17 protein-coding genes are annotated in these 26,949 nt (G+C 69.2%); 8 read left to right on the top strand and 9 right to left on the bottom strand.

Annotation, left to right across the window (positions count from 1 at the left end):
- Positions 1 to 53 precede the first annotated feature (53 nt).
- From IPG63_05795 to IPG63_05785, 3 genes are all read right to left on the bottom strand, one after another.
- The gene (locus IPG63_05795) at positions 54 to 1,085 is read right to left on the bottom strand and encodes a hypothetical protein (protein MBK6726764.1); all 1,032 of its coding nucleotides are present in this window, start codon (positions 1,083 to 1,085) and stop codon (positions 54 to 56) included.
- 67 nt (positions 1,086 to 1,152) lie between these two features.
- The gene (locus IPG63_05790; GenBank protein ID MBK6726763.1) at positions 1,153 to 2,751 is read right to left on the bottom strand and encodes an amidase; all 1,599 of its coding nucleotides are present in this window, start codon (positions 2,749 to 2,751) and stop codon (positions 1,153 to 1,155) included.
- 32 nt (positions 2,752 to 2,783) lie between these two features.
- Positions 2,784 to 4,160, bottom strand: coding sequence for a sigma-54-dependent Fis family transcriptional regulator (locus tag IPG63_05785; GenBank protein MBK6726762.1), 1,377 nt, complete (start codon positions 4,158 to 4,160; stop codon positions 2,784 to 2,786).
- Between the two features lie 126 nt (positions 4,161 to 4,286).
- On the opposite strand from IPG63_05785, the gene IPG63_05780 reads away from it, so the two are divergent.
- The gene (locus IPG63_05780) at positions 4,287 to 5,090 is read left to right on the top strand and encodes an undecaprenyl-diphosphate phosphatase (protein MBK6726761.1); all 804 of its coding nucleotides are present in this window, start codon (positions 4,287 to 4,289) and stop codon (positions 5,088 to 5,090) included.
- A gap of 177 nt (positions 5,091 to 5,267) precedes the next feature.
- Here the strand turns inward: IPG63_05780 and IPG63_05775 are convergent, their stop codons facing one another.
- Both IPG63_05775 and IPG63_05770 read right to left on the bottom strand, forming a co-directional pair.
- Complete coding sequence (locus IPG63_05775; GenBank protein MBK6726760.1) at positions 5,268 to 5,837, bottom strand: hypothetical protein; 570 nt, start codon at positions 5,835 to 5,837, stop codon at positions 5,268 to 5,270.
- The gene (locus tag IPG63_05770; protein ID MBK6726759.1) at positions 5,834 to 6,499 is read right to left on the bottom strand and encodes a YecA family protein; all 666 of its coding nucleotides are present in this window, start codon (positions 6,497 to 6,499) and stop codon (positions 5,834 to 5,836) included. The genes IPG63_05775 and IPG63_05770 overlap by 4 nt, the downstream gene beginning before the upstream one ends.
- A gap of 120 nt (positions 6,500 to 6,619) precedes the next feature.
- Between IPG63_05770 and IPG63_05765 the strand changes: the two genes are divergently transcribed.
- Positions 6,620 to 7,252, top strand: a complete 633-nt coding sequence (locus IPG63_05765; protein ID MBK6726758.1) for a DUF2238 domain-containing protein — start codon at positions 6,620 to 6,622, stop codon at positions 7,250 to 7,252.
- A gap of 661 nt (positions 7,253 to 7,913) precedes the next feature.
- Here IPG63_05765 and IPG63_05760 read toward each other — a convergent pair.
- The 3 genes from IPG63_05760 to IPG63_05750 all read right to left on the bottom strand — a co-directional run bounded on the left by IPG63_05760 (position 7,914) and on the right by IPG63_05750 (position 11,796).
- A complete protein-coding gene (locus IPG63_05760; protein MBK6726757.1) occupies positions 7,914 to 8,921 on the bottom strand; it encodes a DUF817 domain-containing protein in 1,008 nt (335 codons plus the stop codon).
- Between the two features lie 91 nt (positions 8,922 to 9,012).
- A complete protein-coding gene (locus IPG63_05755) occupies positions 9,013 to 9,825 on the bottom strand; it encodes a rhomboid family intramembrane serine protease (GenBank protein MBK6726756.1) in 813 nt (270 codons plus the stop codon).
- 123 nt (positions 9,826 to 9,948) lie between these two features.
- Complete coding sequence (locus tag IPG63_05750) at positions 9,949 to 11,796, bottom strand: proprotein convertase P-domain-containing protein (GenBank protein MBK6726755.1); 1,848 nt, start codon at positions 11,794 to 11,796, stop codon at positions 9,949 to 9,951.
- A gap of 355 nt (positions 11,797 to 12,151) precedes the next feature.
- Here IPG63_05750 and recC point away from each other — a divergent pair, with 355 nt between their 5' ends.
- From recC to IPG63_05725, 5 genes are all read left to right on the top strand, one after another.
- Positions 12,152 to 15,538 (top strand): exodeoxyribonuclease V subunit gamma, encoded by a 3,387-nt coding sequence (recC, locus tag IPG63_05745; GenBank protein MBK6726754.1) that lies wholly within the window; start codon positions 12,152 to 12,154, stop codon positions 15,536 to 15,538.
- On the top strand, positions 15,535 to 19,014 hold the full coding sequence (locus tag IPG63_05740; protein ID MBK6726753.1) for a UvrD-helicase domain-containing protein: 3,480 nt from the start codon (positions 15,535 to 15,537) through the stop codon (positions 19,012 to 19,014). Before recC ends, IPG63_05740 begins: the two co-directional genes overlap by 4 nt.
- A complete protein-coding gene (gene recD / locus IPG63_05735) occupies positions 19,011 to 20,741 on the top strand; it encodes an exodeoxyribonuclease V subunit alpha (GenBank protein MBK6726752.1) in 1,731 nt (576 codons plus the stop codon). Before IPG63_05740 ends, recD begins: the two co-directional genes overlap by 4 nt.
- A gap of 57 nt (positions 20,742 to 20,798) precedes the next feature.
- On the top strand, positions 20,799 to 21,722 hold the full coding sequence (locus tag IPG63_05730) for a DMT family transporter (protein MBK6726751.1): 924 nt from the start codon (positions 20,799 to 20,801) through the stop codon (positions 21,720 to 21,722).
- A 131-nt stretch (positions 21,723 to 21,853) separates the two neighbouring features.
- Positions 21,854 to 22,108: a hypothetical protein gene (locus tag IPG63_05725; GenBank protein ID MBK6726750.1), complete on the top strand. Its 255-nt coding sequence runs from the start codon at positions 21,854 to 21,856 to the stop codon at positions 22,106 to 22,108.
- Positions 22,109 to 22,298: 190 nt separating this feature from the next.
- Here the strand turns inward: IPG63_05725 and mutM are convergent, their stop codons facing one another.
- A complete protein-coding gene (mutM, locus tag IPG63_05720) occupies positions 22,299 to 23,111 on the bottom strand; it encodes a bifunctional DNA-formamidopyrimidine glycosylase/DNA-(apurinic or apyrimidinic site) lyase (protein ID MBK6726749.1) in 813 nt (270 codons plus the stop codon).
- Positions 23,112 to 23,169: 58 nt separating this feature from the next.
- Here mutM and IPG63_05715 point away from each other — a divergent pair, with 58 nt between their 5' ends.
- Positions 23,170 to 26,934: a PAS domain-containing protein gene (locus IPG63_05715; GenBank protein MBK6726748.1), complete on the top strand. Its 3,765-nt coding sequence runs from the start codon at positions 23,170 to 23,172 to the stop codon at positions 26,932 to 26,934.
- Positions 26,935 to 26,949: the final 15 nt, after the last annotated feature.

Below are 26,949 nucleotides of genomic sequence, written 5' to 3'. Positions count from 1 at the left end.
ACCGGCAACGTCGCATGGCCTGTGTCCAAACGCAACGGGCCGGCGCGATGCGGCTACTCGAAGCCGTTGCCGAACAACTCGACCAGCGGCAGGCCAAGCACGTCGTACCAACCATAGGTGCCGCCGACGCCGGTATCCGGCCCGCTGATGTCGCGACTCGGCGCAACGTTCCCGTTGGCGTTGCGCGGGAAGCCGAGCACATGCGTGGCGGCGCTGTTGAAGCTGCCGCTGCCGACCAGCAACTCGTCGCGCAGCGCGTAGTACGACAGGCCGGCGGCGTTGCTCATGCCGGTGCTCGGGCCGGCGATCATGCGCGTCGGCGCGACGTCGCCATTGGCCGCAGCCGGAAAGGTGAGCAGGCGACCATTGCCGTCGCCGTCGGCGGCGAGCACGTAGATCTCCTGTGTCACCGGGTTGTAGTCGAGGTCGGCGATCCACTGCCCAAGCTGGGTCGCCGGACCGGCGATGCGGCGGCTGGTCACCGGCGCACCGCTGATGGTGCGCGGGAAGATCAGGATCTCGCCGGCATACTGGCCGCCGCCGGTGTCGTAGTAGTCGCCAACCGCGATTTCGTCGCTGGCGGGCAGATAGGCCAGGCCGTTGAGGTTCTGCACCAGCGCCGGGTCATAGCTGGTCATGCGCAACGCGCTGACGCTGCCCTGGGCGCTGCGAGCGAAAGCGCAGATGAAACTGGAATTGATCGCGATGTACTCGTTCTGCGCCTGTGCCACCACGACATTGCGCACCTGGCCGAGGAAGATGTTGGAGAACGAGCGCAACGGCGCCACGTCGTAGCGGGCGTCGCGCGCGAACACGTGCACCTTCTGGCCGTAGAAGTCGGAAACGATGATGGTGCGCTCGACCGGGTCGTAGCTGAGGTCGCCGGCATCAAGCACGCCGCTCTGGTTCGGGCCGCCGAGCAGCGAAAGCGGCTCGGTGTTGCCGTTCATGGTGTCGCCGAAGATCGAGATCGCGCGGTAGCGGTCGCAGCCGGCCTCGCAATTCTTCCCGGCGAGGATGTCGGCGCCGGCCGGGGGCGACAGCACCAGGGCCAGGGCGAGCAGGAACAAGGATCGGCGCAACATGGGCATCACGTGGTGGCGAACCCGCAGCGGGTCCGACGCCTGATACGCGAAACGCCGCCGCCGCTTGTCAGCGTCGATGTGCGAACGGTGATTTGCGTGCCTGGGTCGCGCGTTCGAAAGCGTAGCCTAGGCCGAGCAGCCGGGCTTCGGAATAGGGCAGGCCGAAGAAGCTGAAGCCGACCGGCAGGTGGCGCACGAAGCCCATCGGCACCGTCAGGTGCGGATAGCCGGCAACCGCGGCCAGCGAGGTGTTGCCGCCGGTGTAGTGGTCGCCGTTGATCGGGTCGATCAGCCAGGCCGGGCCGCCGCTCGGGCCGACCAGTGCGTCCAGCCGGTGCTTCACGAATACTGCATCCAGACCCTTGCTGCGCGTCAGTTCGTGGTTGCGCGCGAGAGCCTTGCGATAGGCCGGGTCGGTCAAGGGTCCCTTGATCTCGGCGCTCTCGAACCACTCCTGCGCGAAATGCGGCATTTCCAGCGTGGCGCGTGTACGGTTGAACTCGATCAGGCCGGCCAGCGTACGCGCCGGTGCCGACTTCGGCAGGCGCGAAAGATAGGCGTTGAGCCCGGCCTTGAGCTCGTAGCTCAACACTTCGAACTCGCTGTCGTCGAACTCGCCCAAGGTGTCGATGACGACTTCGTCGATGATTTCGGCGCCAAGTTCCTTCAGTGCGCGCACGGCGTTGTCGGCGAGACGGTCGACCTCTGGGTGAAATCCGAACAGGCCGCGCGCGACGCCGATGCGGGCGCCCTGCGCCGCGCGCGCCTTGAGTGCGCCGAGGTAATCGCGATCGAAACCAGCGGCGGGTGCGGCGATCGCGCCCAGCTCCCGGTGCGGCTGCGCGATCGCCGCGAGCAGGGCGGCAGCGTCGGCAACGGAGCGGGTCATCGGCCCCGCAGTGTCTTGCGAATGCGCGATCGGGATGATGCCGGCGCGCGGCACCAGGCCCACGGTCGGCTTGAGTCCGACCAGACCGTTGGCGTTCGCCGGGGAGATGATCGAGCCATCGGTTTCGGTGCCGATGCCGAGTGCCGCGAACTCCATCGCGATCGCCGCGGCGGTGCCGGAGCTGGAGCCGCTTGGCGAACGCGCGCGGTCGTAGGCGTTGCGGGTCTGGCCGCCGCGCCCGCTCCAGCCGCTCGTCGAGCGTGTCGAGCGCGCGTTCGCCCATTCGCTGAGGTTGGTCTTGCCAAGCAGCACCGCGCCGGCTGCGCGCAGGCTGGCGACGATTGGCGCGTCGGTAGGCGCCCGCCAGTCGATCAGCGCCAGCGAGCCCGCGGTCGTGGCCATGCGGTCGCCGCTGTCGATGTTGTCCTTGATCAGCACCGGCATGCCATGCAAGGGACCACGAATCTTTCCGGCCTTGCGCTCGGTGTCGAGCTGCGCGGCGATGGCCTCGGCGTCGGGATTGAGCTCGATGATCGCGTTGACCGTGTGCGCATCATGCGCCTGGATTCGTTCGAGATAGGCGCGCGTCAGCCCGAGCGCGCTGTACTGGCCGTTGCCGAGGCCGGTCGTCAGCGCTTCGCGGTCCTTGCCGGCCAGCTCGAAATCGCCCGGATGCCGCTGCCCATGCCCGGCCTCGGCGGCAACCGTTGCAGCTGCGGCGAGCACCGCGCTGGTGGCAATGAAGTCGCGGCGACGCGGATCATGCGGCTGACTCATGGCGGGCTCCGGGCTTGTGCAAAGGTCGGTGGCTACTCGCTTGCGTCCAGCGCCTTGGGGTCGACGCCGAGGTCTTTGAGCTTGCGGTACAGGTGAGTGCGTTCCATGCCCGAGATCTGCGCCAGGCGGGAGACCGAGCCGCGGCAGTGGCGCAGCTGGCGCATCAGGTAGGTGCGCTCGAAGCGGTCGCGGGCGTCGCGCAGCGGCAGCGACAGGTCGAGCAGGAAATCGCCGGCGGGCTTGCCGGGGACGGGCGCGATGATGCCGAGCGCGTCCTCGACTTCGTCGAGGTCGATCTCGCCCTCGCCACCGATGATCAGCAAGCGCTGCACCAGATTGCGCAACTCGCGCAGGTTGCCCGGCCACGAATGGCGGCGCAGGCGATCGATGGCTGCGGCGCTGAGCGCGCGCGGCGGCAGGCTGTCGCGCGTCGCCACCTGGTCGAGCTGGGCGCCGAGCAGCGCGGCGATGTCCTCGGGGCGCTCGCGCAAGGCCGGCACGTGTACCGACAACACGTTGAGCTGGAAGTACAGGTCTTCGCGCAAGCTGCCGGCCTGCAACTCCTGCTCCAGCGGGCGCAGGCTGGAGACAATCACGCGCGCCGCCAGCGGTCGCGGTCGCTGGCCGCCTTCGGGCACGTACTGGCGCGCGGCGATGGCCGCAGCCAAGCGCGCCTGGGTACCGGCATCGAGACTGGCGACTTCGTCGATGTACAGAACGCCGTTCGCCGCCTGGGCGATTGCCCCTGCTTCCTCACCGTGGGCGCCGTCGCGACCGAACAGGGCGCCGACGCCGCGCTCGCCGGCCATGGTCGCTGCCGCAAAGTGCACGAACGGCGCTGCCGCGCGTGGACCGTGGCCGTGGACGTAGCGCGCCAGCCCTTCCTTGCCGGTGCCGGTCTCGCCGCGGATCAACAGCGGCGCATCGACATGCGCAGCCCGTTCGAGCTGGGTACGCACGATCTGCATCGCGGTGCTGCCGCCGATCGGCGGCGGCGGCGCGACGCGCGCGCGCAGGTCGAGGTTTTCGCGCTTCAGTGCGGCATGCTCGAAGCCGCGATTGACCGTGGCCAGCAGCTTCGCCAGCGACACCGGTTTCTCCAGGAAATCGTAAGCGCCGAGCTTCAGTGCACTGACCGCGGTCTCGATGCTGCCGTGACCGGAAATCATCACTACCGGCGCACCTGGGCCGCCTTGTTCTTGCCATTCCTGCAGCAGCGCGACGCCGTCGCCGTCGGGCAGCCAGACGTCGAGCAGGATCAAATCAGGCTTGAACACCGGCAACGCCGCACGCGCCGCGACCACGCCATCCGCGGTCTCGACCCGATGACCCTCGTCGAGCAGGATGTCGCCGATCAACTGGCGGATGTCGGGCTCGTCGTCGATGACCAGCACGCGATTCTGGTTCATGCACACCTCGGAGAACGCTGCCGAGCATAGCGAAGCGTATCGCGCCGCCGCCATGGCGCCCGATCGCGGCCCGCAAGTTTGCAACAACGGGCTGGCACAATCGCGGGCTCCCGCAGCGGACCACCCATGGAACTGAGCCACATCCTCCTGCTTGCCATCGTCCAGGCGATCACCGAGTTCCTGCCGGTGTCGAGTTCGGGCCACCTCGGGCTGATCGGCTTCCTGTTCGGCTGGGACTACCAGGGCGTCAGCTTCGATCTGGCGCTGCATTTCGGCACCCTGCTGGCGGTGCTCGGCTACTACCGACGAGATCTAGCCACGATCGCGACGGCGATGCTGCAGCGCGATCGCAGCGAGCACGGCCGAGTGCAGCACCGGCTGGGGATCGGCCTGGCGCTGACCACGATCCCGGCGGTCATCGTCGGCGCGGCGATGGGCGAAGAAACCGCTGCCGCGCTGCGCGTGCCGACCCTGATCGCGGTCAATTTGATCGCGTTCGGCGTGCTGCTCGGCGTCGCCGACCGCGCCAGCGGCAAGGCCCGCGGCGTGCTGTCGGTGAGTCTTGGCGAGGCGTTGTTCATCGGCGCAGCGCAGGCGCTGGCGCTGATCCCCGGCACCTCGCGCTCCGGCGTCACCATGACCGCGGCACTGTTTCTTGGCCTCGACCGCCACGAAGCGGCGCGCTACAGCTTCCTGATGGGCGTGCCCATCACCGCCGCCGCCTGCGCACACGGCGCGCTGCAGGCCTATCGCAGCGGCGAAGCCTTCCTGTGGGCCGACTTCGCGATCGGCGCCGCCGTCGCCGCGGTCGCCGGTGTCGCCTGCATCCACTTCCTGCTCCACTTCCTGCGCCGCCTCGGCCTGATGCCCTTCGTCTGGTACCGCATCACTCTTGGCTTGGCGGTGCTGGGGCTGGTCTACCTGCGCTGAATGAACCCCGCGAGTCGGCTCTTGTGCATCTTGTTCCTCGTCCATAACCCATGGATGCGAAAGACTTTTCCCAACGCTCCGACAAATTACTCAATACGTTGAGTAATTTTGCTCAATGCGTTGAGCAAAACAGCAGGCCTCTCGGGCAGCCGGGTTTCCCGGCAATCTACCCGCCGCTCAGTGCTTGCCGCTGACTTGCGGTGCAAGCGTGGCGTCGCGTTGCAGCGCCTGCAGGTCCTTGAGGTAGGTCTCGAACATCGCGTGTTGCGCCGAAAGGTTCATCTGGTCGTATCGGGAAAGGGTCAACACGTCGCCGCGGCTCTCTGAACGCACCAGAAAACGCTGGTTGGCCGAGATGCGAATCGGGCAAACCGCATGCGCCTCCTGGTTCACGAAGAACTCGATGCGGATGCGCCGCCCGGAGAGATCGACCTCACCGAAGCTCTGGACGATGGTTGCCTCGAACGACAGACCGACGCGCTGCAACAGTTCTTCTGGGTTCTGCAACCGCGTCCATCCGAAGCGCCCGAACGGATAGATCGGCTTGCTGTCGAGCATGCGCTCCACCTGCACCAGCAGGTACTTATCGCGCCAATGGTTGGCATCGTCGAGCAGATGCTCCGGATGGCGCAGATCCTTGCACGCGTACGCGATCGGGCTGCAGGCGAAGCCGAGCAGCCACAGCAGGCGATGCACCTGCAAGCTGCCGCGCGTGCGGCCTGCCATCGGCTGCCGGTGCGCGCTCAATGCACCCACCGCCCCGCACGGCGCCGCGGCAGGGGTGGCGGTGGGGCGTCGGCGGCGTTGGCTTCGTCGGGCAGCGGCGGTTGTTCGCGCCAGTACTGCTGCAGGTCGGCGACGGCGCCGCCGATGGCACGCAACAGCTGTTCGCGTTCCTCGTCGTCGAGCGGCGCCAGCTGTTCGGTGGTGTCGGACTCGAACAGGCCTTCGTCGGCGGAAATGCGGATGATCGGATCGAGCAGGTCCATCAGCCGCGGGTCGGCGGCCATGCGCGTCTCCCAAACTTCCGAGCGCAGGTCGATGCCGACGCTGAAGCCCTCGCACCAACCGACCGCCGCCAGCTCGGCGCCACCGTCCTCCTCCTCGTATTCGCCGAAAATCGGCTCGTAGGTGAAGGCTTCCAGTTCCTGCACGACGCTGTTGTACAGGCGCACGATCAGGCTGAGGATGCGGTTGGCCTGGTCGGCATCGGTGAAGCCGGATTCCTCGTCGACCACCTGCGGCAACCACTCGCTCGCCGGCACCGGTTCGGGGCCGGCGACGACCGCCGAGAGCAGGCCGTGCACGCCATCCAGCATCAATCCGGCAGGTCCAGGGTGCGCGACCAGAAAGTCGTGCAACTCGTCGAGTTCGCTGGCTTCGAGACCGTAGGGCGTGCTGTTCGACATCGTGGCTTCGTGCGCTCGGTCACGCCCGTGCGGCGCGTTGCCGGGCAGTGTAGCCGCGCATCCGCCGCTTGGACGACGGCGCAAACCTCTGCACAATCGCGCGTCCCGCAGGAGCTTCCGATGTTGCTCGGTCAACCCCGAAAATCCCCGAGCCGCATCCTCGGCCTGTTCTTGATCGCCACAACTGCGGCGATGCTGATCGCATCCGGCATCGATCCCGCAGATCGCCTGACCTGGTGGATGGAGACGATCTGGGTCATGGTCGGACTGCCGCTGGTGCTCCTCGCCTGGTCGCGCTTTCCGCTGACTCGATTGCTGTGCGTGTTGCTGGTGATCCACGCCGGAATCCTGGTGCTCGGTGGCCACTACACCTACGCCAAGGTGCCGCTCGGCGACTGGTTCCGCGACTGGTTCGAGCTGTCGCGCAACCACTACGACCGCCTCGGTCACTTCGCCCAGGGCTTCGTGCCGGCGATGCTGGCGCGCGAGTTGTTGTTGCGGAAGACCGGGCTGAAGGCAGGCGGCTGGCTGTTCTATCTTTGCGTCAGTTGCGCACTCGCGTTCAGCGCCTTCTTCGAGATGATCGAGTGGTGGTCTGCGGTGATCATGGGCGGCAAGGCCGAGGCTTTTCTCGCGACCCAGGGCGACATCTGGGACACGCAGTGGGACATGTTCCTGGCGATGTGCGGCGCGATCGTCGCGCAGCTCCTGTTCTCCCGCCAACACGACCGCGAGCTCGGCCTGGCGCGATGACGCCGGAGATCCTGCACGTCGCCTCTGCCGATGGCGCGACGGCCGAGCTGATCGTGCATCCAGCCATGCGCGGCGAGTTCCTGTACTGGCTGCCGGCGCTCGGCGTCAGCGCGCGTCACTACGCACGCTTCGCCGAGTTGCTGGCGACGGCCGGCATTGGACTGGCGCGGCACGAGTGGCGCGGCGCCGGCTCCAGCAATCTGCGCGCACGTCGCGGCGTCGACTGGCGTTACCGCGACCTGCTCGCCGATGTCGCGCAAGGCCTCGCCGCGTTGCGCGCGCAGCACCCGCGAGCGCGCATCTGGATCGGCGGCCATAGCCTCGGCGCGCAGCTCGCGGCCTTGGCGCTGGCGCGTGACCCTTCGCTCACCGGGCTTGTCATCGTCGCCGGCGGCATTCCGCACTGGCGCCGCTTCCCGCCCTGGCAATGGCCGCTGATGCTCGGCCTGGTTGCAGGCTTCCCGACACTCGCCGCTGTCTGCGGCTACTTCCCTGGCCAGCGCATCGGCTTCGCCGGCCGCGAGGCGAAATCGCTGATGTGCGACTGGGCCAGCACCGCCTGGAGCGGTCGCTATCGACAGGTGCTGGATGAGGGCGACCTCGACGCCGATCTCGCAACCCTTGCTCACCCGTTGCTCGCCCTGCAATTGCGCGACGACCGCTACGCGCCGCCATCCTCCCTCGCCGGCCTGCTGGCCAAACTGCCGCGCTCGCGGGCGCAGACGCAATCGCTCGCTCCGGCTGACTTCGGCCATGGCCGCGCCGACCACTTCTCCTGGCTGAAGGATCCGCAGCCGGTGGTGCAGCGCATCGCGCAATTCGTGCTGGCGCATGGCACCGATCCCGCACCGCTGCTGAGCTGAGGCTGGCGAGAGCTGTCTCGGCCGCGGCCCGCCTTGTAGTGCTTCAGATCGGCAACGAGGACCAGCGTGATCACGGCCAGCAGTGTCCATGAGCTGATCTTGCCGGCGTGGACGATGCGCCAGCCGTCGTGTTGGTTCGGGTAGACCCAGGCGCCGAGCAGGGTGGAAAGGCTTTCGGCGATCCACACGAAAAGCCCGATCAGCAGGAACGCCAACAACAGCGGCATGCGCAGGCGCAGCCGGTGCGGGCGGAAGCTGACCTCGGTGCGGGCGAACACCAGTACCAGCAGGCCCGCGAGCCACCAGCGCAGATCGCCGATGTAGTGGTGGCTGAAAAAGTTGAGGTAGATCGCCGCCGCCAGCGGCAGCGTGTAGCGATAGCGCGGATAGTGCTCGAGGTCGAGGTCGAACAGGCGCCACGCCTGCATCATGTAGCTGGCGACGGCGGCATACATGAAACCGGAGTACAGCGGCACGCCGCACAGCTTGCTGTACGCCGGCTCCGGATAACTCCAGGAGCCGATCTGCGGCTGCGTCTTGAACACCTCCAGCACGAATCCGATCAGGTGGAACAGGCAGATCGTGCGGAACTCGTCCAGCGATTCGACCCGCGTCAACAGCAGCAGCGCCTGCAGTGCCAGCGCCATCAGCAGGATGAAGTCGTAGCGCGGCAGCGGTCCGAGCGGCACAGAGCGCGACGCAGCAAGCACCACGAAGAACGCGCCGGCGAACACACAGGCGCGCGCTTCCTTCCGGCAGAACCAGAGGAACTCTGCGAACAGGACCGACATCGGATAGCGGCGCATTCGCACAGGGTGACGAGCGCAGCGGGCAGCACCGGGTCAATTCACGGCGCAAGGGCGGCCCGCACGCGGGCAACGTGTCCCGCGCGCGCGTTCAGTGCAAGCGATCGTTGCCGCCGCGGTGGCGATAGGGAAACTGCAGGATCGCGCCACGCTGGGTGTCGTCGGCTTCGTCCTGACGGCGCGGGCCGTCCCAGATCGGGGTTACCTGGTCGGGGCGCGGCGGTTCGGTCTCGGCGCGCAGGCGCTCGGCCTCGCGCTCGAGTTCTTCCTCGATCTCCCACGAGTACTTGCGCCGCGCCGGGGCCGGATCGCGCTTGCGCAGCAACACCGCCGCGAGCACGCCGGCGAGCGCGCCGCTCAGGTGATATTCCCAGGACACGCCGGGTTCGCGCGGCAACACCGTGACCAGCATGCCGCCGAAGAATGCGAATGCGAGCAGGGCCGCCGCGATCGCGGTGCGGTCGCGGCGCACCAGGCCGGAGATGAACACGAAGAACATCAGCCCATGGGTGATGCCGCTGGCGCCGATGTGGAAGGAGCCGCGCCCGATCAGCCAGGTGCCGAGCCCGGCCAGCAACCAGATCAGCGGCAGCGCGATGCGCGCTCCCTGCGGATAGCGATACAGCATCAGCACGCCGAGCACGAACAGGCCGAAGCTGTTGCCGAGCAGGTGTTCGAGCGAACCATGCAACAGCGGCGCGGTGAGCACCCCGAGCAGGTAGGCGGGCGCACGCGGATGGATCGAGAGCGCCTGTAGATCAAGCCGGAACTGATGCTCGGCCCACCACAACGCCGCCAGCCCGACCAGAAACAAGGCGACACCGATCAGCACGCGATGAAAGCGTTGTGCATCCGCATGCAGCTGCGCCGCAGTCGGCGCCGGAGGTGGGGTCAGATCGATCACACCGCCATGGTGGGGCCGGTGGAGGCGGACGCAAGGGCGGGCTCGGGCCGCCGTCGCCCGGAAAAGCAAACGGGCCGCCGCATTACTGCGACAGCCCGTTGCGTTTCACCAAAGGTGGCCGAATCAGGCGCCGCGATGTGTCGGGCGCGCCAGCGCAATCATCATCAGTGCCAGCAGGATCAGGCCCGCCAGGCTCAGCACCGGCACCGGGACTCCCGGCTGGAAGCCGTTCACGGTCACGTTAAAGGCGCAGTTCGCGCTGTTCGCGGCGGCATCGCTGGCCGTGCAAGTGGTGGCATTGACTCCGACCGGGTAGGGCGAGCCGCTGGGCGGCACACAGGCCGCGGTAACGCCCGGGCAGTTGTCGGTCGCGGTTGGCGGCGGGTAGTTCACGATCAGCGTCGGCTGGCCCGGAATCTGGTTTGCGGTCACGTCCGCCGGGCAGGTGACGACCGGAGCTTCGGCATCGGTAACGGTCACGGTGAAAGCGCAGTTCAGCCCACCCACTGCCGTGCTGCAATTGACCACATTGGCGCCAACGCCGAAGTTCGAACCGCTGGCCGCGACGCAGGTGACGACGCCGCAGGCGGCGTCGGCAACCGGTGCTGGATAGTTGACGACGGCGGCGCAAGTGCCGGGATCGTTGCTGACGCTGACATTGACCGGGCAGGTCAGGTTGGCGCATCCGACGCCGGTGGTGATGTCGAGCGCCCAGCTGTCGAGCGAGCCGCCGTCTCCGGCAAGGTCGTCGCTGATGGTGATTGTCCAGGTGCCGTTCGGATCCTCGCCCATGAACGCTGACAGCGCTTCTTCCACCACCAGCGGTGTCGCCGTGGTCAGGTTGACGTAGGCCTGGTCGGTGACCATGCCATTGTTGGTGGTGTAGGGCACCTGGCCGGCCGGATTGGCGGCGTCGTCCCAATTCGTGCCATTGAACACGTTGTCGTTGCCGGCGCCGTTGTCGGTAGTGAGCGTGACGATGGTGCCAGCGGGCGACTGCAAGGTCAGGTCCAGGTCGGCGGCGAAGGTGTGGGTCAGCACCATGGTCAGGTCGAGCGCGGTCAGGCTGGTGCCGGCTCCGGCGACCAGCAGCGTGCTGGTGGCAGTCGCCGGTCCGGTGGCGATCGCGGTCGGCACGGCCTGGGTTGCGGTGACCGTGGTCTCGATCGGTGCCAGCGCCAGCGTGAACAGATCCAGCGTCCACGAGTTCAGTGAGCCGCCATCACCGGCCAGATCATCGCTGATGGTGATGGTCCAGAGCCCATTCGGGTCTTCGCCGCGAAAGGCGCCCAGCGCCTCTTCCGGGACCAGCGGCGAAGCCAGGGTCAAATTGACGTAGGCCTGATCGGTGACCATGCCGTTGTTGCTGGTGTAGGGCACCTGGCCGGACGGGTTGGCCTGGTCGTCCCAGACCGTGCCGTCGAATACGTTGTCGTTGCCGGCACCGTTGTCGGTGCTGAGCGTGACGATGGTGCCGGCGGGCGACTGGATGGTGATGTCCAGATCGGCGGCGAAGGTGTGCTGAAGGGCGGTGGTGACATCGACATCCCACAGGTAGGGTCCGGCGCCGACGACGGTGATCGTCGAAGTCGCCGTAGCCGGCCCGGTTGGCACCGGCGTCGCCACGGCGTTGGTCACCGTGGTCTGGGTCACGACCATGCCGGTGGGCGGCAGCGGCGCAGCGCGCACGGCTTTCGGCGAAACCGCCGCTGCGGCGGTGGCGGCGTTGGCTTCATGCATCGTGGTCGGGTCGTCGCCGCCCATGCTCGCCTTCAGTGCGTCGAACTGCACCTGCAGCGCGCGGTATTCGGATTGCGCGCTCTCGTTGCCGCGCAGCGCCTGCTGTTGCGCAGCAACTGCGCGCATCTCGGCGTAGGTCGCAAGTTTGTCGATCGCCGCTGCTGCGGGCAGCGAAAACAGCACTGCGCAAACAGCAGCAAGCCCGGTCCGCCGGAATGTCCCAGTCTTCATATTCTTCCCCAATGGTCGATGGATCGAATCTCTTTCGCGCTTCGCCACTCCGGCGGGTGCCGTGGCACGAACGATGCGCTGCCCAGAAGCCCGGTCAATAGCGTGCTCAGGCGCACATTTTCGTGAGACAGCAGGCTCCTCGGGGGAGCGTGATGCCGCCGTGAAAAACCGGCCCGCGCCGGAAGCCGGACGCGGGCCCAAGGATTTGACCGTGGTGGGTCAAAGCAGCAACCGGAGAACCGGTGCGCGCAGTGTCCACGGCGGCGTCTCGGATCTTGAGACCGGGGCCGGGGAAGTTGCGGCTGCTTCCGCGATGCGGGACTGCGCCTAAGGTGGGCGTGATCGCAGCAGGTGGATGCAGATGGGCTCAGGCAAGGCCGACCGGGACGGGATGCTGCGCGGCCTGCGCGTCTATCGCGCGAGCCGGCTCGAAGCCCTGCTCGGCCCATTGGAAGCGCTGCTCGAAGCCTGGCCGCCGGACGATCTGCTGGCGCCGCAGCTCGTGCTAGCCGCGCATCCCGGCATCCAGCGCTGGCTGACGCGCGAACTGGCGCGACGCCGCGGCGCCGGCGATGTCGTGGCGAATCTGGAGGTGCAATTGCCGGGCGGTTGGCTCGACACGGAAGTGCGCGCGCGATTCGGCGGCGGCGCAGCCACGCAGTCGCCGTTTCGCCGCGAAGCGCTGCGCTGGGCGGTGCTGGCCGCGCTTGCCGGCAGCGACGATGCCAGCCTGCAACGCTATCTCGCAGGCGCCGACGCGCATCGCCGCTTCCAGCTCGCCGACCGCATTGCCGCGATCTATGCGCGCTATCTGGTGTATCGCGCGGACTGGCTGGCCGCGTGGGAGCAGGGTCGCGACGGCGTGCCGACGCGGCACTTCCTCGCACCGCTGTGGCGGCGCGTGCGTGCCGTGCTGGTCGGCGAACATCGCGGCGTCCTGTTGCAGCGACTGGCCACGGCACGGCACACGGCCGCGGTGGACGTCGATCTGGCTCCGCCGCTGCACGTGTTCGGCCTGAGCCACCTGCCCGCAAGCGAGTTCGCGGTGCTGTGCGCGGAGGCGCGCCATCGCCTGGTGTGCCTGTATTTCCCCGATCCCTGCGTCGAGTACTGGGCGGGGCTCGGCCGGCAGCAGTCGCGCCTGCAGCAGCTGCAGCAGCTCGGCGCCGGCGAGGACGCCGAACGCGAACTGCAGACGCTCGGCCATCCGCTGCTCGCGGCCTGGGGTCGTATCGGCCAGCATTTCGGGCTGAGCTTGCTCGACCACGCCGGCACCACCGTCGCCGACGTGCGTGCCGGCGAGGACGAGCAGGACCCGCCCGATGGCACCGGGCTATTGGCCTGGCTGCAGCGGGGGATTCGGCGCCTGCAGCCGGAGCTGCCGCGTCCGGATGTAGTCGATGCGCTGGCCGATGCCAGCCTGCGCGTGCATGGCTGCCACACCCGCGTGCGCGAGCTGGAGGTGCTGCGCGACGCCGTGCTCGATGCGCTCGTGGCCGACCCGCAGCTGAAGCCCGGCGACATCGTGGTGATGGCGCCCGACTTCGCCGCCTACGCTCCGCTGTTGCCGGCGATCTTCGGCGCCACCGGCGATGCCCGCGCCGCGTTGCCGTACCACTGCGCCGATCTCGCGCTGCGCCGCACGCACCCACTGTTCGACGCGTTCCTGGCGCTGCTGCAGTTGCCGCGCACGCGCATCGAGGCGGCGCAGGTGCTGGACCTGCTGCAATGCGACGCGATCCGGCGCGCGCTCGGCATCGACAATGAAGGCCTCGATGCACTGGGCCGCTGGCTCGACGATGCCCGCGTCGCCTGGGGCCTCGATGCGAGCGCGCGTGCGCAGCTCGGCCTGCCCGCGTACCCCGAGCACAGCTTCGCCTGGGGCCTGGCGCGGCTGGCGGCCGGGCATGTCTACGGCGACGAAGTGCCCACGGCGGTCGCGGCACAGATGGGTCTCTGGCCGGTCGCCGGCGTGCAGGGCGTGTCGGTCGCGGCACTCGGCGCGCTCGATCACCTGCTCGCTGCCATCGCCAGCTGGTGCGAGGCCGCACGCAGCGGCCTGCCGGCTTCGCAGTGGTGCGCGCGCATGGAGGCGCTGCTTGCAGACCTGTTCGCCACCGATGCCGACGATGTCGACGCGACCAGCGCGCTGGCCGGCCTGCACAGCGCCATCCGCGTGCTGCGCGAGCAGTTTCGCAGCAGCGGGCAGGACCCGGAACTGGCCCACGCCACGGTTTGCGCGCTGGTCGACGAGGCGCTCTTGCGCGTGCCCGAGCAACAGCCGTTCCTGCTCGGCGGCATCACCTTCTGCGGCATGGTGCCGCAGCGCTCGATCCCGTTCGCGATGATCGCCGTGCTCGGCCTCAACGAGGGCGAGTTCCCGCGCGGCGGCAGCGACGACGGCCTCGATCTGATGATGCGCCATCCCCGCATCGGCGACCGCGACACCCGCAACGACGACCGCTACCTGTTCCTGGAAACGCTGATGGCGGCGCGCCGTCGCCTGCACCTGAGCTACCACCACGAAGGCGCCGAGGACGGGCGTGCGCGCAGCCCGGCGGCACCGCTGGCGGAGCTGATGGCGTATCTGGACACGCGCCTCGATGGTGCGCGACCGTGGTATGTGGCGCACCCGCTGCAGCCGTTCGATGCGCGCTATTTCGACGGCCACGACCCGCGCCTGGCGAGCTTCAGTCGCGAGTTCGCGGCGATGGTGGCCACCAGTACCGAGAGCGACGATCGCTTTGTTGCCGGCATGCAACCAGCGTCCGCACTGCCGGAGTCGACGCCAGTGCCGCTGGCGCAACTGTTGCGCTATTACCGCGATCCGGCCGCACACCTGCTGCGCGATCGTCTGCGCTTGCGCCTCGACGCGCTGGAAGAAGATCGCGGCGTCGCCCGCGAACCGCTCGACCCGAAGCCCGATCCGCGCGAACGCCTGCCGCGGCGGCTGCTGCTCGAAGCGCTGGCGCAGGGCGCGTCGGCGCTGCCGCAGACGCCGCCACCCTGGCTGCGCCTGTCCGGCCGACTGGCGGCCGGCGCGCTTGGACTGCAGGCCTATCGGGCTGCCGCGGAGCAAGTCGATCTGCTGTTGCAGACCGCCGCCGCGGAGCCCTTGCTCGCGCGCGGCCTGCCGCCGCGTCAGCCGGTCGCGATCGATCTGGCACTGGGTACACATCGCGTCGTCGGCAGCGTGGCGCGCGTGCATCGCGAGGCGCAGGGCTGGCTGCTGTTCGACGCGTTTCCGGGCAAGAAGCTCGCTGCGCTCGACTTCCAGCAGCGCATTCCGGTGTTCATCGAGTGGGCGCTGCTGCGGCTGGCCTATCCGCAACAGCCGCTGCGCGTGCGCCTGCTGACCGTGCCCGACGCGAAGGAAGTGCGGCGCTTCGACGAGGTGCTGAGCGCGCTCGACAGCGAGTCGCGACGCGAGGACCTGAGCGCGCGGCTGTCTCGACTGATCGCATTCTGGCAAGGCGCCGAAGCCGACCCGCTGCGCTACCTGCCGAAGACGGCGTGGGCCGCGGCCACCAGCAGCGACGAGCAGGTGTTCGCCGCCATGCAAGAGGCATGGACCTCAAGCTCCTACCGCACCGGCGAGCGCGACTACGCACCCGGCTACGCCGCTCTGCTCGCGCGCGGCGTCGATCCCGCCGACCCGGAAAGCCCCGAGACACAAGCACTGGCGGCACACGCCAACGGGTTGCGCGACCTGCTCGACTTCGATGCGGACGTAGCGCCATGAGCACGCTGACCGACTGGCGCGAACTCGATCTCGACCTCGAGCACGCGGCGCACCGCCGCATCCTGGTCGAGGCCAGCGCCGGCACCGGCAAGACCTGGACGATCTCGGTGCTGTACCTGCGCCTGATCGTCGAACACGGCTTGCGCCCCGGGGCCATCGTCGTCTCGACCTTTACCGATGCTGCCGCCGCCGAACTGCGCGAACGCATCCGCGCGCGCCTGCAGTGGGCACTGCGCCAGGGTGGGGCGCCGACAACCGCACCGGAGGAGGCCGAGCTGCGCGCCTGGCTGATCGCAAGCCGCGCCAGCGTTCCGCTCGCCGAAGCACAGTGGCGACTGCAACGCGCCCTGGCCGAGCTCGAGCGCGCGCCAATCGCCACCCTGCACGCGCTGTGCCGGCGCATCCTCGATGAGCAGGCGCTGTCTGCCGGCACCGCGTTGCGCCCCGGAGAACTGGTGGCCGACGCAGAACTGCGCTCCGAGTTGCTCGACGATCTGACCCGCTGGCTGGCACACGGCGCCGGCGACGACGAGGCCAGCGGCCTGCCTGCGCTCGCCCGCATGAACCCGGCCGCGCGGGCCAAGTTGCTGCAGGCAGCGATGCAGCCGGGCGTGGTCGTGGTCGGCGGCGAAGTGACCGAGCTGCTGGCCCTGTTCGAGGATCGCGACTGGCCGACACGGTTGCGCGAGTTCGCGGCGACGCTCGCCATGCAACCGAGGAAGCGGGCCCTGCGCTCGCGCCTTGGCGAACTCGCGGACTGGCTCGAATGCGGCGCGCCCTTTGCCGACTTCGAGGGCAAGCTCAAGGACCTCGCGGATGACGCGTACTGGCGCGAACAGCTCCACCCCGACCACCTGGCGAGCTCGCTCGCCGACCCGGCCGCGACCTTCGCGCGGGAAGCCGGCGCGCTGCTGCGGCATCGGGATGCGATCCTCTGCGCCGCCGGCGTGCGTCGCGTGCTGCCGATGCTCGAAGCGTGGCGCGAGGCGCGACTGGCGGCGCGCGAACAGTTCACCTTCGATGATTTGATCAGCCGCGTGCATGCCCGCGCCACCGCGCCGCGCGCGGACGGCGAGCACCTGGCCGATCGCCTGCACGCGCAGTGGCCGGTGAGCCTGATCGACGAGTTCCAGGACACCGACGCGCGCCAGTGGGCGATCTTCGACGCGCTGCATCGCGACCCCGCCGGTGCCAGCCGCGGCCTGCTGCTGCTGATCGGCGATCCGAAGCAGGCGATCTACGGCTTTCGCGGCAGCGACATCGCCAGTTATCTGCGCGCCGCGGCCAGCACCACGCAACGTCTCACGCTCGCGGTGAACCAGCGCGCCAGCGCCGGTCTGGTGGCGGCAACCAACGCGCTCTATGGCGCGAGTGCCTCGCCGTTCGCGATGGACGACGACGCCATCCATTACCTGCCGGTGCGCGCCAGCGGGCGCGCGGACGACAAACCTCTGCTGCGCAGCGACGGCGCCGCGTTCGCGCCGATGCAGCTGCATGCGCCCGACGCCGACCCGCTCGGCACCTGTGTGGAACTGATCGCGCACTACCTGGTGCCGGGTCGCTGGACGCTCGGCGAACGCGCGCTCGGGCCAGGCGACCTGGCGGTGCTGTTGCCGCGCCACGACCACATCGTCGAACTACGCGAGCGCCTGGCGCGCCGGCGCATCCCCTGCGTCGGCGCCGGGCGCAGCGACCTGTTCGCGTCGACCTGGGCGGACGAGTTGCGCGTGGTGCTGCACGCGCTGTCGCAACCGACCGATGCCGGCGCGCTGCGTGCTGCACTGGCAACGCGCCTGCTCGGCGAGGACTACGCCAGCCTGCGCGCCTGCGCTGCCGACGATGCGCGCTGGCGCCAACGCGTCGAAGTGCTGCTGCGCTGGGCCGAGGCCTGGCAGCGCCACGGCGTGCTGCATGCGGTCGATCGCATCATCGCGTTCGCGGCGCCACGGCTGCTCGCACGCATCGACGGCGAGCGTGCGCTCACCGACCTGCGCCATCTCGGCGAACTGCTGCAGACGCGCGAGCAACGCAGCCAGGGTCGCCAGCAGCTGCTGTCCTGGTTTGCACAGCAGTGCGAGGCTCCGGCGGCCGGCGCCGAGGCGGCGGCGAAGGAACGCGCGTTGCGCATCGAGTCCGATTCCGGTCGCGTCCAGCTGCTGACCCTGCACGCCAGCAAGGGCCTGGAGTTTCCGGTGGTGCTGCTGCCGCTGATGCATGCCCAGCGCGCCGCCGGACGCGACTGGCCGCAGTGGACCGATGCCGCCAGCGGCGAGCGCCGCATCGATCTGGGCAGCCGGCACAGCGATGCCCACCGCGCACTCGCCGAACGCGAGTCGCTGCAGGAGCGCACGCGGCTGCTGTATGTGGCGCTCACCCGCGCCCAGCACGCCTGCCACCTGGTCCTGCCGGAATCCTCGGCCACCCGCGACGAACGCGAATCGGCGCTGCACTGGCTGCTGCACCGAGTCGACCTGGCGGCGTTGACCGCCGACGGTGCGCAGATCGCGCTGCATACGACCCGGCCCGAACGCGCGCCGGAGCCACCGGCCACGACCGCCGCTGCGCGGCGCTCGGTGCGGCCCGGCCCGGCGCGACGACGCATCGAGGCGGCCTACAGCTTCTCGTCGCTGATGGCACGCGCGGCGGTGGCCGATCGCAACGAAGCCGCCGCGCGCGATGAGCACCTGGAGCAAGCGCTCGCTGTCGCCGACACCGCGGCTCCGGCCGAACCGCGTCTGGCTGCGTTATCGCCATGGCGCGGCGCCGAGCTCGGCAATGCCATGCACGCCGTGTTCGAGCAACGCGAGATCGGTCGTCCGCTCGCCGAGCAGCGCGTGCTGGTGCAGGAACAACTGGCCCGCGCCGGGCTGGCTGTTGACGGCGCGCGCGGTTCGGCGCTGGTCGATGCCGTGATCGAACGCGCACAGGCGACACTCGCTGCCGACCTCGGCGGTGGCCTGCGCCTCGGCGATCTGGACGCGCGCGCGCAACGAGCCGAGATGGGCTTCCAGTTCCGCATCGAGCAACTCGACCTGCTGCGCCTGCGCGCGCTGTGCGAACAGTGCGGCGAAAGCGGGCTGGTTCCGGCGGGACTCGGTGGCGGTGCGCTGCACGGATTCCTCGGCGGCAAGATCGATCTGGTGCTGGTCCATGGCGGCGCGGTGCATGTGCTCGACTACAAGAGCAACCACCTGGGCGACGCACTCGCCGACTATCAGGGCGAGGCGCTCGCGCTGGCGATGGACGCCCATGGCTATCGCTGGCAGGCGCTGCTGTACGCGCTCGCGGTGCAGCGCTATCTCGCGCGCCGGCAACGCGGCCAGCACGCTGCTTTGGCGCTCGGCGACACGATCTACCTGTTCGTGCGTGCACTCGGGATGGCGCCCGATGCGGGCATCTGGCGGCATCGTTTCGCACCCGAGTTTCTCGCGGCGGTCGATGCGCTGTTCGCGGCTGCCGAGATGGAGATCGCATGATGCACCTCGATCTCCAACCACCCGCCGGTACGCGCTTCGAATCCGAGTGGCGCGACTTCGACCGGCTGCTGTATCGCTGGGCGCTGGCGATCGGTGCAACGCCGGCGCTGGCGCGCTGCGCGGCGCGCCTTGGCCTCGCCGAGAGCCAGGGCCATACCGCGCTGCCGCTCGATGAGGTCGCGCTCGACGCTTGCCGCGAATCGACCCTGGTCGGCGACGGTCGGGTGCCAACACCCTTCGTGCTCGATGGCGAGGGGCGCTTCTATTTCTGGCGCGGCCACGCCGACGAATGCGCCGTCGCCGCGGCACTGACCGAGCGCTGTCAACCCGCACCGACGCCGCTTGCTGACGGCGGCGCGCTCGCCATCGAGGCGCTGTTCGCGGCGACGGATCGAACGCGCACGCGGGCACAGCAGCAAGCGGTGCAGGCCGCGCTGCGCGAGCGACTGGTGGTGCTGACCGGCGCTCCCGGCACCGGCAAGACCACCACGGTCTTGCGCATGCTGCTGGCGCTGCAACGGCGCGCACCGGCGCCGCTCACGATCCGCCTCGCGGCCCCGACCGGCAAGGCCGCGCAGCGCCTGCAACAGGCGATCGAGCGCGGCCGCCGCGAGCTCGCCGCGCAACTCGACGGCTCGTGGAGCGGGGCACTGGCAACGCTCGCCGACGTCTCCGCGCAGACCCTGCATCGCCTGCTCGAGTTCGACCCGCGTCACGGCCGCTGGCGGCGCGATCGCGAACAACCCTTGGCCGCGGACGTGGTCGTGATCGACGAAGCTTCGATGCTCGATCTGGCGCAGATGAGGGCGCTGCTCGCGGCGCTGCCAGGCACGACGCGGCTGATCCTGGTCGGCGATGCCGACCAGCTCGCCTCGGTCGCCGCCGGCGCGGTGCTGACCGACGTGGTGCAGGCGCTGGCCGAAGCCGGGGCGCCGTCGCTGGTGCGGCTCGACACGGTGTTCCGCGCAACGCCCGGGCTCAGTGTCGGCAATGCCGCGATCCGCAGCGGCGACATCGCCGCCTTGCGTTCGGCTTGCGGCGGCGGCGGCATCGAACAGGTCGCGGTGCATCACCCGCGCGAGCTGCGCCGCCTGCTGCTCGAGTGGGCCGACCAGCTCGCGGCCTTGCTCGACGCCCGCGACGTGCACGCTGGCCACGACGCTGAGCGGGCAGCGGCGACGCTGCAGGCGCTGCAGCAGAGACAATTGCTGTGCGCGCTGCGCGAGTCGGCACAGGGCGTGCTCGCGGTGAATGCGTTGTTGCAGGCGCAACTGGCGCCCCGTTTCGCGCAGGATGCGGGCCCGTGGTTCCCCGGCCGCATCGTCATGGTCACCCGCAACGACGAGGCGCACGGGCTGTTCAACGGCGATGTCGGCGTTGCGCTTCCGGACTGCGACGGCCGACTGCTGGTCTGGTTCGAAGGGCGCGGCGACGAGCCGGCGCGCGCATTCGTGCCGGCGCTGCTGCCGGCGCATGAACCTGCCTTCGCGATCACCATCCACAAGAGCCAGGGTTCCGAGTACGAGCGGGTCGCGGTACTGCTGGCCGCCACGCCGAGCTCGCCGATCCTGTCGCGGCAGCTGCTCTACACCGCGGCCTCGCGCGCCCGGCAGGCCTTGTCGTTGTGGGCCAGCGACGAAGTGCTGGCGGCAGCGCTGGCGCGTCCGGTCGAACGCTCGGGCGGGCTGCAAACAAAATTGCGCGAGGCGCTCGGCAAGAGATCGTGACGCCCGCTCGGGGCCACTTGCGCGCGTGTTAGCGTCGCCGACTTTGCGGGAACGTCGATGGCGCTGCATCAAGCTTCGGGCCGCTGGCAGATCGGCCTGCCACTGGCCATCACCACCGCCGTGTTCTGGGCCACGCTGCCGATCGCGATCCGGCTGGTGATCGAGCGCGTCGACGTCTGGACCCTGATCTGGGCGCGCTTCGTCGCCGCCACGCTGATGCTGGCGCTGTGGTTCGCGCTGCGCGGCGGCTATGGCCAGTTTCGCAACTTGCCGCGCAGCAGTTTCTGGCTGATGCCGCTGGCAGCGGTGATGCTGATCGGCAACTTCGTCGGCTATACCGTCGGGCTCGACTACACCACGCCGGCCAACGCGCAGCTGCTGATCCAGGCCGCTCCGCTGTTGATGGCGATCGGCGGCATCGTCGTGTTCCGTGAGCGCTTCAATGCGCTGCAATGGGCTGGCGTGGCTGCGGTCGCGCTCGGGCTTGGCCTGTTTGCACTCGACCAGTCGCGGCATGCCTCGGTGCCGCAGCGGCAGTACCTGATCGGCGCGGCGATCGTGCTGGCGTCGGCGGTGGTGTGGGCGGTGTATGCGCTGGCGCAGAAGCAGCTGCTGCATCATCTCGGTTCGGGCGCGACCATGCTCTCGATCTACGCGATCTCGGCGCTGCTGCTGACGCCGTTTGCGCATCCTTCGCAGCTGTCCGGTCTCGATTGGCTGCACGGGCTTGCGCTCGGCTACTGCCTGATCAACACCGTTGCCGCCTACGGCGCCTTTGCCGAAGCGCTCGCCCACTGGGAAGCCTCGCGCGTCGGCGTGGTGCTGGCGCTGACGCCGTTGCTCACCGTGGCCGCAGTCGCACTCGCGCATCACCTGAACCCGGCGCTGGTGCCGCCGGAAACCATCACCACCCTCGGCTACGTCGGCGCCGCCGTGGTCGTGATCGGCTCAGGCCTGGCCAGCCTGTCGCGGCGCGGATAGGCCGGCGCGCTGGCGCCAACGGGAGCGGCAGTGCCGGAACGTGGCAGCGACGACGGGATTCGTTGCCTTTGGCACGCGACTAGCGACACGGTGCGGTGTACGGTCGCCGGCCTTCAATGGAGTGGACGCACATGAGAACAACGATCTTTTTGAGCCTGCTCGGCCTTGCACCAATGCTGCATGCCGAGGACGCCGCGGCAACCAAGTCCGATGCCGAAACCGAGGCCACGACCGCTGCCGCCAAGCCGGCGGTGAAGGAAGAGGTGGTCTGTCGTTTCGAGAAGCGCCTGGGCAGCAACCTCAAGGAGAAGGTCTGCTTCACCCGCTCCCAGCAGGAGCAGGACCGCGAAGCGGCGCAGAAGTCATTCCGAGACGTCGAACACTGACCTCGGCAGCGCGCGGCCGCCCTACTGCGGCCGCTTGCGCAGGATGTGCCAGACGACCAGACCGGCGAAACCGAGGCCGGCGCCGACGATGGCGATCATGAAGACTTGGCTGAACAGGGTCAGGTTGAGGTTCATCGGCAATCCCTTGCTGGAGTCGTGGTTGGATTCGGTCGCATTCTGACATCAGCACTCAGCGCTGACACACGCGGCAGTAGAAGCTCGAGCGCTGGGCGTCGCGGCGGGCAGTGATTGGGGTGCCGCAGTGTCTGCAGGCTTCGCCCTCGCGGCCGTAGACGAACAACTCCTGCTCGAAGTACCCGGGTTCGCCATCGGGTTTCAGGAAATCGCGCAGGGTGGTGCCGCCGCGTTCGATGGCGTGGGCGAGGATGCGGCGGATGGCCGCGGCAATGTCGGCGTATTCGCGGCGCGTGACCTTGCCGGCGGCGCGCATCGGCCGCACGCCGGCGGCGAACAGGGCTTCGGCGACGTAGATGTTGCCGACCCCGACGACGATGCGCTGGTCCATCAGGAAGGCCTTGACCGCGGCACTGCGCCCGCGTGAGCGCGCGAACAGATAGTCGCCATCGAAATCGTCACCGAGCGGTTCCGGGCCGAGTTGCCGCAGCAGTTCGTGCGTGCTGCCCGCCGGCTGCCAGAGCAAACAGCCGAAGCGGCGCGGATCGTTGAAGCGCAGCAGGCGACCGCTGTCGAGCACCAGATCGACATGGTCGTGGGCGCGCACCGGGGTGCCGACATCGAGCACGCGCAACGAGCCGGACATGCCGAGGTGCAGGATCGCCGCGCCCGGTTCGCTGTGCAGCAGCAGGTACTTGGCGCGGCGTTCGGTGCCGAGGATGCGCGCGCCGACGAAGCGGCGGCGGATCTCCGGCGGGATCGGCCAGCGCAGGTCCGGGCGGCGCAGCACCGCGCGCACCACGATCCGACCTTGCACATGCGGCGCGATGCCGCGGCGCGTGGTTTCGACTTCGGGCAGTTCCGGCATGACGCATGTTAGCCGCGCATGGCTTGCCCCGCGTGACGAAGCGCGCGACAGTCGCCGCATGACTCGGGGCGCCGCGCGCATGATCGGCCTGGGGCTGGTGGCACTGCTGTGCGCCGGCGTGGCGATGGCGACGAACCGCATCCGTCTCGACACCCTGGATGTCTATCGCGGGCTGCCGGCGAACTCGGTGCGCGCGGTTCTGACCGACCGTGAGGGCTTCCTCTGGATCGGCACCCAGGATGGTCTGGCCCGCCACGACGGCGAGCACATCGAAGCCTGGCGGCACCGTCGCGACGACGCCAACAGCCTGGCCGAGAGCAATGTCATTGGCCTCACCGAGGACGCCGAGGGTCGCATCTTCGCCGCCCATCCGGTGAGCGGCATCAGCGTGCTCGACCGCAGTCGGCGACTGGTAACGCACTGGCGCAGCAGCACGCAGGGTCTGGCTTCGGATCGCATCGCCAGCCTGCTGCGCGCCGGCAACGACCGCATCTGGGTGTTGTTCCAGAGCGGTGAGGTGCAGTGGCTGGACCTGGCCACCGGGCGAGCGAGCAGCACACCGCAAATCGACCCGTACCACCTCGGCGCGGTGCGCGCGATCGGTGCCGCCGGGCCGGATGGCTTGTGGTTGGCGGCCGAGACCGGCCTGTGGCGCTACTCGTCCGGCCACGCCCAACTTCTGCGCGATGCGCGCCTCGGACCAGTGACGAGCAGCAAAACCCGGGTGTTGCTGGAGGATGGTTCGGGCACCCTCTGGGTCGGCGCCGGCGACGGCCTCTGGCGCCTGGCGCGCGACCGCACCATGCGAATCTCGCTGCCCTTCGCCACGCCCGAAGACGCCGAGCGCCCGGAAGTCGAGAGCCTGCTGCTCGATCACAACCAGCGTCTGTGGGTCGGCACGCGTCGCGGCGCCTTCGTCTACGATCGCGCCCGGCTGGATGTGGTGGAACGCCTCGACCACGACCCCGGGGATCGTCAGAGCCTCGGCAGCAGTCGTGTCACCACGCTGGCCGAGGGCGCCGGGGGCGTGATCTGGCTTGGCACCTGGATTGGGGGCTTGTCCTCGCACGACCCCGGGGCGGCTTCGATCCGCACCCTGCGCCGCCAGCGCGGTGTCGCCGATTCGCTGCCGGCGGACCCGGTGGTGGCGATCGCGCCCGCGGATGACGGCAGCCTGTGGCTGGCGCTCGGGGAGTCGGCCGGGCTGGTGCGCCTGCATCCCGAGCGCGGCGTGTTGGCGCATCACGTCCATCGCCGCGACCGCAGCGAGGGGCTCGCCAGCGACTTCCTGCTCAGTCTGGCCCGCGACCGCAATCGCCTCTGGATCGGCACCGGCGATCGCGGCCTCGACTGCCTCGATCTGGCCAGCGGTCGCGTCGAACATTTCGGATACGGTGACGCCAACGGTATTCCCGGCCCGACCGTGCGCGCGCTGCTGGTGCGCAGCAATGGCGACCTGGTGGTCGGCACCCTCGGTCACGGACTGGCGGAACGTTGCGCCGAGTGCACCGGGTTCGTCCAGCACCGGCACCGCTCGGCCCTCGGCAGCCTGCCGGACGACCGCGTCACGGCGCTCGCCGAATCGCCTCGGGGGCGGCTGTGGATCGGCTTCCGCGGTGCCGGGCTGGCGCTGCGCGAGCCCGGCGCGCAGTCGTTCCAGTCCGTGCAACTGGGCCTCGCCGAGAGTCGCGCGCTCAGTGTCAGCGACTTGCTGGAAGACGCCGACGGCGTGCTCTGGATGGCGACCTACGGCGACGGCGTGATCCGAATCGAGCCGCGTGCCGAGAGCGACTCGCCGTGGCCGGCGCAACGCATCGACAGCAGCCGCGGCCTCTCGGCGGACCATGTCTCGGCGTTGACTCTGGCCGCCGACGGCGCGATCTGGGCCGCCACCGCGCATGGCCTTGACCGCATCCAGCGCCGCGACGGCAGCATTCGCAGCTTCGGTTTGCGCGCCGGGGCACTGGCCAGCGGCTACTTCCTCGGTGCCATGGCGGCCACCGCGGACGGTCGCATCGTCGCCGGCGGCATGGAGGGACTGAGCTTGCTCGACCCGGGCGCCATTCGCGACCGCCGCGGCCCGCCCACGCCCCGGCTTTCCGGGTTCTCGGTGTTCAACGAAGCGCTGGCGCCGGGCCCGGGTTCGGCGCTGCGCTATGGCGCCGACGCGGTGCCCGAACTGCGTCTCGGGCACCGTGACGAGCTGCTCGCGATCGCCTTCGCCGCGCCGGGATTTGGCACCGGAGACGCACCGCGCTTCGTCTATCGCCTCGACGGCTATGACCGCGACTGGATCGTGGCCGGCGACAATCAGCGCGCTGCTACGTACACCCGCCTGCCCGCCGGCGACTATGTGTTTCGCGTGCGCACACTGGCGCCGGGCGGTGCCCATGGCGACAGCGAGGCAGTGGCACGCGTATACGTGCAGGCGGCGCCCTGGGCCACACCGCTGGCTTATGCCGGCTTTGCCGTCGCCGCGCTCTTGCTGGTCCTGGCCTGGTGGTCGCGGCTGCGCAAGCGCACGCGCGAACGCGAGGCGGCGGCAACGGTGCTGGTGGAAAAAGAGCGCCGCCTGAATGCCGCGCTCTGGGGCAGCGGTGCCGAGCTCTGGGAGCTCGACATTCCCTCGCGCACGATCTCGCGCGACCACCGCCTCGACGGCCTGCGCGTGAACGATGCCAGCCCCAATGCCCGCATCGGCGAGTACGCCGAGTACATCCACCCCGACGACCGCCAGGTTGTGCAGGAAGCGATGCGCAGGGTGCTGGGTGGCGAAAGCGGTACCGTCGATGTCAGCTTCCGCACCGAGGACCGCGATGGCAACTGGCTGTGGATGCTGACCCGCGGTCGCGCCATCGCCAGCGACGCAGAAGGCCGCGCGCAGTTGTTCGTCGGCACCAACCAGAACATCTCCGGGCTCAAGCGCGCCGAGGAAGAACTGCGGCGGCTGACCGAGGAGCTGGAAGCGCGCGTCGAACGCCGCACCGCCGCATTGAGCCAGGCCAACGCCGAACTGCAGGCGTCGTTGACGCGCATCCAGGACATGCAGCGGCAGCTGGTCGAGGCCGAGAAGATGGCCTCGCTCGGCGCGCTGGTCGCCGGCGTCGCGCACGAGATCAACACGCCGATCGGTGTCGCCGTCACCGCCGCCTCGTTCCTGCGCGAGGAAACCCGCAGGTTGCAACGCGCGCAGCAGGACAAGACCATGAGCGCATCGATGCTGGAGCAGTTCGAGGCGCAGATCGTCCAGGGCGCCGAGATGATCCTGGCGAACCTCGAACGCGGCATCCAGATCGTGCGCAGCTTCAAGCAGGTGGCGGTCGATACTGCATCCGAGGCGCCGCGCGAAATCGAGATCGGCGAGTACTTCGACGAAATCCTGCGTGCGCTGCACCCGCGCCTGCGCAAGTCCGCGCATGAAGTGGAAGTGCACGTGCCGCAGCCGATCCGGGTGTGCACGCATCCGGTGGCGATCTACCAGGTCGTCAACAATCTGGTGATCAATTCGCTGGTGCATGCCTTCGACGGCATCGAGCGCGGGCGCATGACGCTTGCCGCCCGCACCGACGACGACAGCGTCGTGATCGACTACCGCGACAACGGCTGCGGCATGCGCCCGGAAGTTCGCGAGCGCATCTTCGAACCGTTCTTCACCACCAAGCGCGGCCAGGGCGGCAGCGGCCTCGGCATGCACATCGTCTTCAACCTGGTGACGCAGCTGCTGCGCGGCACCATCACCTGCGAATCGGAACCGGGGCAGGGCACGCACTTCGTGATCCGGTTTCCGTGCATGGCGATTGCGGCGGAAGTGAGCAAGCCCTGAAAAGCAAAACCCGCC

Source organism: Lysobacterales bacterium (assembly GCA_016703225.1).
Classification (GTDB): Bacteria; Pseudomonadota; Gammaproteobacteria; order Xanthomonadales; family Ahniellaceae; genus JADKHK01.
The sequence above is the reverse complement of the archived record's forward strand: the minus strand, read 5'-3'. Positions and strand labels throughout refer to the sequence as shown.

Coding starts and splice junctions, on each gene's coding strand:
- IPG63_05765 (MBK6726758.1), top strand. CDS start 6,620: ATGTTGCTCGGTCAACCCCGAAAATCCCCGAGCCGCATCCTCGGCCTG.
- IPG63_05795 (MBK6726764.1), bottom strand. CDS start 1,085: ATGTTGCGCCGATCCTTGTTCCTGCTCGCCCTGGCCCTGGTGCTGTCG.
- recD (MBK6726752.1), top strand. CDS start 19,011: ATGATGCACCTCGATCTCCAACCACCCGCCGGTACGCGCTTCGAATCC.
- IPG63_05725 (MBK6726750.1), top strand. CDS start 21,854: ATGAGAACAACGATCTTTTTGAGCCTGCTCGGCCTTGCACCAATGCTG.
- IPG63_05780 (MBK6726761.1), top strand. CDS start 4,287: ATGGAACTGAGCCACATCCTCCTGCTTGCCATCGTCCAGGCGATCACC.
- IPG63_05785 (MBK6726762.1), bottom strand. CDS start 4,160: ATGAACCAGAATCGCGTGCTGGTCATCGACGACGAGCCCGACATCCGC.
- IPG63_05730 (MBK6726751.1), top strand. CDS start 20,799: ATGGCGCTGCATCAAGCTTCGGGCCGCTGGCAGATCGGCCTGCCACTG.
- IPG63_05740 (MBK6726753.1), top strand. CDS start 15,535: ATGAGCACGCTGACCGACTGGCGCGAACTCGATCTCGACCTCGAGCAC.
- mutM (MBK6726749.1), bottom strand. CDS start 23,111: ATGCCGGAACTGCCCGAAGTCGAAACCACGCGCCGCGGCATCGCGCCG.
- IPG63_05770 (MBK6726759.1), bottom strand. CDS start 6,499: ATGTCGAACAGCACGCCCTACGGTCTCGAAGCCAGCGAACTCGACGAG.
- recC (MBK6726754.1), top strand. CDS start 12,152: ATGCAGATGGGCTCAGGCAAGGCCGACCGGGACGGGATGCTGCGCGGC.
- IPG63_05790 (MBK6726763.1), bottom strand. CDS start 2,751: ATGAGTCAGCCGCATGATCCGCGTCGCCGCGACTTCATTGCCACCAGC.
- IPG63_05750 (MBK6726755.1), bottom strand. CDS start 11,796: ATGAAGACTGGGACATTCCGGCGGACCGGGCTTGCTGCTGTTTGCGCA.
- IPG63_05760 (MBK6726757.1), bottom strand. CDS start 8,921: ATGCGCCGCTATCCGATGTCGGTCCTGTTCGCAGAGTTCCTCTGGTTC.
- IPG63_05715 (MBK6726748.1), top strand. CDS start 23,170: ATGACTCGGGGCGCCGCGCGCATGATCGGCCTGGGGCTGGTGGCACTG.